5 protein-coding genes and 1 riboswitch are annotated in these 6,397 nt (G+C 42.9%); all 5 genes read right to left on the bottom strand.

Annotation, left to right across the window (positions count from 1 at the left end; all coding sequences use genetic code 11):
* Nucleotides 1–195 precede the first annotated feature (195 nt).
* A complete protein-coding gene (locus C6W18_RS09510; protein ID WP_105927413.1) occupies nt 196–1,317 on the bottom strand; it encodes a 5-methyltetrahydropteroyltriglutamate--homocysteine S-methyltransferase in 1,122 nt (373 codons plus the stop codon).
* Between the two features lie 87 nt (nt 1,318–1,404).
* Nucleotides 1,405–1,517, bottom strand: a riboswitch (SAM riboswitch).
* An 82-nt stretch (nt 1,518–1,599) separates the two neighbouring features.
* Nucleotides 1,600–2,919, bottom strand: a complete 1,320-nt coding sequence (locus tag C6W18_RS09505) for a gluconate:H+ symporter (RefSeq protein ID WP_105927412.1) — start codon at nt 2,917–2,919, stop codon at nt 1,600–1,602.
* 50 nt (nt 2,920–2,969) lie between these two features.
* The gene (locus tag C6W18_RS09500; protein WP_105927411.1) at nt 2,970–4,391 is read right to left on the bottom strand and encodes a four-carbon acid sugar kinase family protein; all 1,422 of its coding nucleotides are present in this window, start codon (nt 4,389–4,391) and stop codon (nt 2,970–2,972) included.
* A 7-nt stretch (nt 4,392–4,398) separates the two neighbouring features.
* Complete coding sequence (gene garR / locus C6W18_RS09495; RefSeq protein ID WP_034321773.1) at nt 4,399–5,292, bottom strand: 2-hydroxy-3-oxopropionate reductase; 894 nt, start codon at nt 5,290–5,292, stop codon at nt 4,399–4,401.
* 199 nt (nt 5,293–5,491) lie between these two features.
* The gene (locus C6W18_RS09490) at nt 5,492–6,349 is read right to left on the bottom strand and encodes a MurR/RpiR family transcriptional regulator (protein ID WP_189318066.1); all 858 of its coding nucleotides are present in this window, start codon (nt 6,347–6,349) and stop codon (nt 5,492–5,494) included.
* Nucleotides 6,350–6,397 lie beyond the last annotated feature (48 nt).

Genomic DNA, 6,397 nt, shown 5'->3' with positions numbered 1-6,397 from the left:
TAAAGCCACTACTTCTAATTGATTTTCTTCTTTCTTCTTCACGTTTCGATAACATGTTCATCCCCCACAGAATTGTGTTATTACCCTTATTATATAAAAAAGCTTGTAGACTTTGTCTACAAGCTGAGAACTGCCATTAGGCAGTTCTTTTTTTAATAAAATGCCCTAAGCCCTGAGAGCTTAGGACTAGATGTTTTATTTCCACACTTGGTCCGCAATCTCAATCACGTGACGCAGCTTTTCCCATTGCTGCTCTTCTGTTAACAGATTGCCTTCCTCCGTGGATGCGAATCCGCATTGTGGACTCAAACAAATTTGGTTGATGTCTACATATTGAGCCGCTTCCTCGATTCGTTTTTTGATCTGTTCAACCGGCTCAAGCTCACCGTACTTTGAAGTCACAAGACCAAGTACGATTTGAAGATTTGGGTTCTTCACATATCGAAGGGGCTCAAATCCGCCAGAACGATCATCGTCAAATTCTAAAAAGAGACCATCAAGATCTAAACCAGCAAAAATCGTTTCTGCCGCTGCTTCATAACCACCTTCAGCTGCCCATGTTGATTTAAAGTTACCACGGCAAATGTGCATTGTGATGACTAAATCCTCTGGACGATCGGCAACGGCTTCATTGATTGTTTTTGCAAACGACTCACGAAGTTCATCTTCCTCGCGGCCAAAGGCTTTGATTTGTTCCTGACCTTTTTCAGAAAAGAACACTGCCCATGCGGTATCATCTAGCTGCAAGTAGCGACAGCCTGCATCATAAAAAGCTCGGATGGCTTTCTTATACGCCTGTGCCACATCATGATGAAAATCATCTAAGCTGTCATACACACCTTCATCAAGCTTTCCACGGAAAAAGAGCATATTTGGACTTGGGATCGTCATTTTAGCCGTATGCTCACCAGCGATGCTGTGAAGGAAGCGGTAATCCTCTAGCATTGGGTGATCTGTAAAATCGATTTTACCCGTTACCTTGATGCCTCGTGCTTTTGTCGTTGTGTTGTGGAATTGAATGCCCTGATCTGCTTCAAATCCTTCGACTCCATCAAGTCCTTCTAGAAAATCAAAATGCCACCATGCACGTCTGAATTCTCCGTCTGTGACAACCTCTAATCCAATCTCCTTTTGCTTTTCCACAATACGTGTGATTTCTGCATTTTCAATTTGTCGGAGCTGGTCTGCTGTTAGCGTACCGTCTGCTTTTTGCTTACGTGCTTCTTTGATGCGATCTGAACGAAGCAAACTTCCTACTTGATCTGCGCGAAATGGCGGCTTTGTTGTTTTCTTTCCAATGGTTTGTACTTGTGTCATGCTGAATCCCTTCTTTCTACAGGTTGAAAATCAAATAAAAAAGCTCTTCCTTGGATAAGGAAGAGCATCATATACTGTGAGATCTCTGCCTTATCTTCAAACAAGCGTCTGCTTGCTTAAGGAATTAGCACCATTCTGTTCCTAGGAACAGCGGTTGCCGGGTTTCACAGGGCCAGTCCCTCCACCACTCTTAATAAGGTTACCTTTTGATTCAATTTTCTTAATAAACACAATTATTCAATCTTTTCGAGAAAAAGTCAATGGTTTTTACAAATTATTTTCCTACATGAACAAATCAGCAACGAGAACACCAGCTAGTCCGACAAGTGAAAGAACAGTGACCATCAATGTCCAAGTTTTAAAGGTTTGGGCCATCGACAGGTTAAAGTATTCTTTATAAATCCAGAAACCCGCATCATTTACGTGAGAGAACGTAATACTGCCGGCACCTGTTGCGATCACCATTAATTCCGGGCTGACACCAGTCAATCCAATAAGTGGTGCAGAAATGCCAGCCGCTGTGAGACCGGCGACTGTTGCTGATCCTAAAGAGACTCGAAGGACAGCAGCAATTAGCCAGGTAAGGAGCAGGGGAGAAAGAGTGCTTCCTTGCATGATCCCCGCAATGTATTGATCAACGCCGCTATCAATGAGCACCTGTTTAAAGGCGCCGCCACCTGCAATAATTAATAGAATCATTGCAATGGAGCCAATCGAATCGGTGATCGACTTCATGACTTCCTGCATGCTTTTTCCTCTGCCAAGTCCAAATGTATAGATGGCAAGCAGGACTGAGAGTAATAGCGCAATCGCCGGTTCACCTAAAAACTCAGCTGTCGGCAACAATGGAGAGGATGGGAAGAAAATTTCTAAAAATGCTCTGAATGTCATGAGCAATACAGGCAACACAGCGGTGAAAATGCTAATCCCGAAGCTTGGCATTTCCTCTTCTGTAAATTCCTTTGGATTAAATAAGTTTTTTGGTATATGTGCGTGCAATTGATCTTTTTTAAATAGTTTCGTAAACAGTAGTCCGCCTACTAACACAGCAGGAATCGCTAAAATAATCCCAACTAACAAGGTTTGTCCCATATTTGCTTGAAAGACATTGGCAATGGCAGTCGGTCCTGGGTGAGGAGGGAGGAATCCATGTGTTGTGATGAGTGCAGCGACGAGCGGCATTCCAACATATAACACAGGAAGTCTTGCGGCTTGAGCAATGGTAAAGACTAATGGAATTAAGATAATGAATCCGGTTTCATAAAACAGAGCAATTCCAATAACAAATCCAGTCAGCATCGTTGCCCATTGGATTTTCCCAATGCCGAATCGGTCAATGAGCGTCATCGCAATGCGCTGGGCACCGCCAGAATCAGCCATCAATTTACCGAGCATCGCTCCAAAACCGAGAACCAGTGCTAGGTGCCCGAGTGTACTACCAAGTCCTTTTTCGACGGAAGCAATCGCTTCAAGTGGTGACATACCTTCTAAAACAGCAACAATTAAAGAGACAATAATCAACGATATGAAAGCGTTTAACTTTAAGACAACCATGAGTAAAAGCAATAACAAAACACCAAGTCCAATAAAAACTAACGACATGATCTTTCCTCCTTTGTGTTGCATAAGGGAGTGAGAGCACTCCCTATGCTTTATCCTTCAAGTATTTCTACAGCTTCTTTTAGCGTATCCTTTGAGCCAACATTTCCCGGGAAAATCACGTAAGACATGAATGGGAATTTACTTTCTTCTCCTGTTTGCCAAACGGGAATGCCTGGTTTAATTTGACCCACAACGGTCGCACGTTTGACGCTAAGCCCTCTTGTTCCAATATCACTTGAGGTAATTCCGCCTTTGGCAATGAGATATTTAGGGCGAATTGTGAGGTGCTGGACAATGCTTGTCACAGCATCACTAATTTGAACGGAAAGCTTCAATTCCTCCTCTTGACGATTGTCCCCAAGGTCAAGCCGTTCTCTTCTTGTATAAACAGCAACAGATTGACCAGATGCTAACAGCCTTTCAGTCTGCTGAATCACCCGGTCAATTTCCTCTTGAAATGCTTCAGGTTCTAACACGAGGTGTGTATTAAATTCAATAAAAGCCATGTTTTCATTTTGCTGAAGCGCTCGTAATTGTTCCGTTGTCTTCTTGACATGAGAACCGATCATGATGAGACCACCGTGCTGGCTCTCTTCTTGTATCAAGTCATTTCTTGTTAATAAGGCTTGATCATGAATGCCGCCAAGTACTTTTGTGAGAGCCGCTGCACTTCTGAAAATAAATTGCTTTCCTGCTTGAATCGCTTCGATGAGGGCGGTGACAAAGACTTTGATATCGTCATAGTCTACAGCGTTCACAACCACCTTTTGAAAATCCTTTACATCTAGCAGCTGATCCTTGATTTGATCAATGCGTAAAGTCCGTATATCTTCTAACGAAATGTAGGTGGTGTTCTCTTTTGTGAACGTTCCGCCTGACTTTTCTTCAATCCACTCTCCGAGATGAGACGACTGAAAGCCGAATGTACGGTCTAGTGCAAATTCTGTGTCGCCAGCAGGAATTAAGTCGTGTCCTTCCTGTACGTAATGAATATTGTTGATCGTAAAGCGTCCACCTTCTTGGAAAAAAGGAAGAATGATTTCTCCGTCAAATTGGAGGGAGCTTCGCTGTTCAATGGTTGTTCTGAGTACTTCAGTTTCCAGTGGGAAGTGTCCACGCAGGGTAGAATCTCCTCGACTGACAATGGTGAAATCTTGATGAAGCCGTTCAGCTACTTTCACAATAGTTGAAGCAATCGTTTCGTGCGCAGCGGCAGTTTCCTTCTCAGTCATACTGCGAGAATTGGTTAGAATAAAGAACATACGGCTGTCTTCAAGAAAGCCAGCTTCAATGCTTTCCTCTGACCAATCAGTGAAAACAGAGACGCCATGTACAGTTTGAATACCTGTTGGATCATCGTCTAATACAATGATTTTATGCTGAAAATGGGTTAGTGCTTGCTCGTATGCCGTTTGAATGCTCTTTGAATCCGCTTTCGGAAGGGCATTCAGTATGTCAGTGCTTTGCTTCATGAACATCTCATCCTTTCTTCACTTCGACATGAGCCATTTTTTCGTAATATTGAACAATGCCGCCATGATCAAGTCCAGACTTTCCGTCCGCTTTGAGGGCATGGAAAATTTCAAGCAGCTGACTAGAAAGAGGGAGAGGAACGCCGATATCATGGGCAGTTTCCATCACGTTGGTTAAATCCTTTAAGTTAATGTCGATGCGTCCGCCAGGTTCAAAGTTTCGTTCCAAAATCAGTGGGACCTTTGCATCGAGAACGGCGCTTCCTGCCAGTCCGCCACGGATCGCTTCGTACATTTTATCAATCGCAATGCCTGATTTAGCGGCAAGAACGAGCGCCTCAGACATAGCAGCAATATTTAAATTGACGATGATTTGATTGGCAAGTTTAGCTGTTGTCCCGCTTCCGTTTGTCCCAACTAATACGACTTCTGTACCCATTGCGAGTAGGACATCCTTTACTTGTTCGAAGATGGCTTCTTCGCCGCCAGCCATAATAGCAAGTGTCCCGTCTATCGCCTTTGGTTCTCCGCCACTGACAGGTGCGTCGATAAATTCTACCTGGTGCTGTTTTGCCAGGGCAGCTAATGCTCTAGAGGTAACTGGTGAAATAGAGCTCATATCTACGATGACTGTGCCAGGTTTAGCTGTAGTTAAAATGCCATGCTCACCTGATACGACTGCTTCTACATGCTCGCCTTTAGGAAGCATTGTGATGATGACATCGCTTTCAGAAGCTGCCTCAGCTGCTGAAAAAGCGCCCTTTGCTCCAGCTTCTTGTAATGCTCGAATGGCATCCTCGTTCAGATCAAACACAGTCACAGTATGACCGGCTTTTAATAGATTGAGTGCCATAGGTTTTCCCATAATACCTAGTCCAATGAATCCAATCTGTTTTGTCACTTTGTCCGCCTCCCATATAGAAAACCCTTACAAAAAGCGTTTTCTTTTCTTCGTGTTAGTATATATACTATCTTATTTAATTAATAGTAGGAAATAAACTATTGCTCATTTAATGTACATGACGTGATAGGAACGTGTCAACGGAAAATATGAGAAAAGTCACAAAAAAAAGACCGGAATCAGATCCGGTCTTATGCGTTCATGTTTTATTTTTAGCTACGGCTAATCGAGATCGTTTCACGTTTTCAATGGCATTAGATCCTAGCTCTAAAACAGCTGCGACATAAAGAACATCAATGATTACAAGCTGGTTAATACGGGAGATCATTGAGTCGGATCGATATGTTGTTTCCCTTGATGAACTGAGCAGGTGAAAGTCAGAGCGCTTTGCGAGCTCTGATTTCGGATAGCTCGTGATAGAGGCAATCGTTGCCCCCTTTTCTTTAGCAAATTGCACGGCATCAAGAATTTCTCTGCTCTCTCCTGAATGTGAGATCGCGACGATAAAATCGTGTTCCGTGGCGTGTGTTGCAATCATATTCATCATATGTGGATCACTGCATAGACTCACTTCAAAACCAAGCTGGAGAAACTTATGATAAGCATCTCCAGCAATAAAACTGGACGCACCTGCTCCAAAGAAGACGGTTTTATGTGCCTGTTTCATTTGTTCGATAAATTGTGTCACGGCTTGATCTTCTAAAATATGCTTCATATCCTGAATCGAGTTTGTTGTTAACTCTATGACCTTATGTTTAATGTCAGCTACACTATCAGATGCCTCGATCTCGCCGTATATGGATTGAGGCGTATTGGTCGCAATATCCTGTGCGACATGGACACGAAACACTTGATACGAATCATAGCCAATTTTTCGTAAAAACCGAAAGATCGTCGTTTCACTTGTGTTGCATTCAGCGGCGAGTGCACTAATTGAATGAAGCACAACTTTCTGAGGGTTTTGTAAAATGTAATTGGCAATCTTTTTCTGGGTTGGGGACAAACTATGAAACGTTGTCCGAATATGACTAAAAATATTCTCTTCTATGATAAACACCACACTTCATCTAACATTCTCCATTAAGCATACAGGAACTTATGAAAA

This window comes from Bacillus sp. LLTC93, assembly GCF_002993125.1.
Taxonomy (GTDB): domain Bacteria; phylum Bacillota; class Bacilli; order Bacillales; family Bacillaceae; genus Bacillus; species Bacillus zhangzhouensis.
Note: the sequence above shows the minus strand (reverse complement) of the source record. Positions and strands in the feature narration are given on the sequence as shown.

Bases quoted from the DNA above. Each gene is read 5' to 3' on its own strand.
- C6W18_RS09505 (WP_105927412.1), bottom strand. From the start codon at position 2,919: ATGTCGTTAGTTTTTATTGGACTTGGTGTTTTGTTATTGCTTTTACTC.
- C6W18_RS09500 (WP_105927411.1), bottom strand. From the start codon at position 4,391: ATGAAGCAAAGCACTGACATACTGAATGCCCTTCCGAAAGCGGATTCA.
- C6W18_RS09510 (WP_105927413.1), bottom strand. From the start codon at position 1,317: ATGACACAAGTACAAACCATTGGAAAGAAAACAACAAAGCCGCCATTT.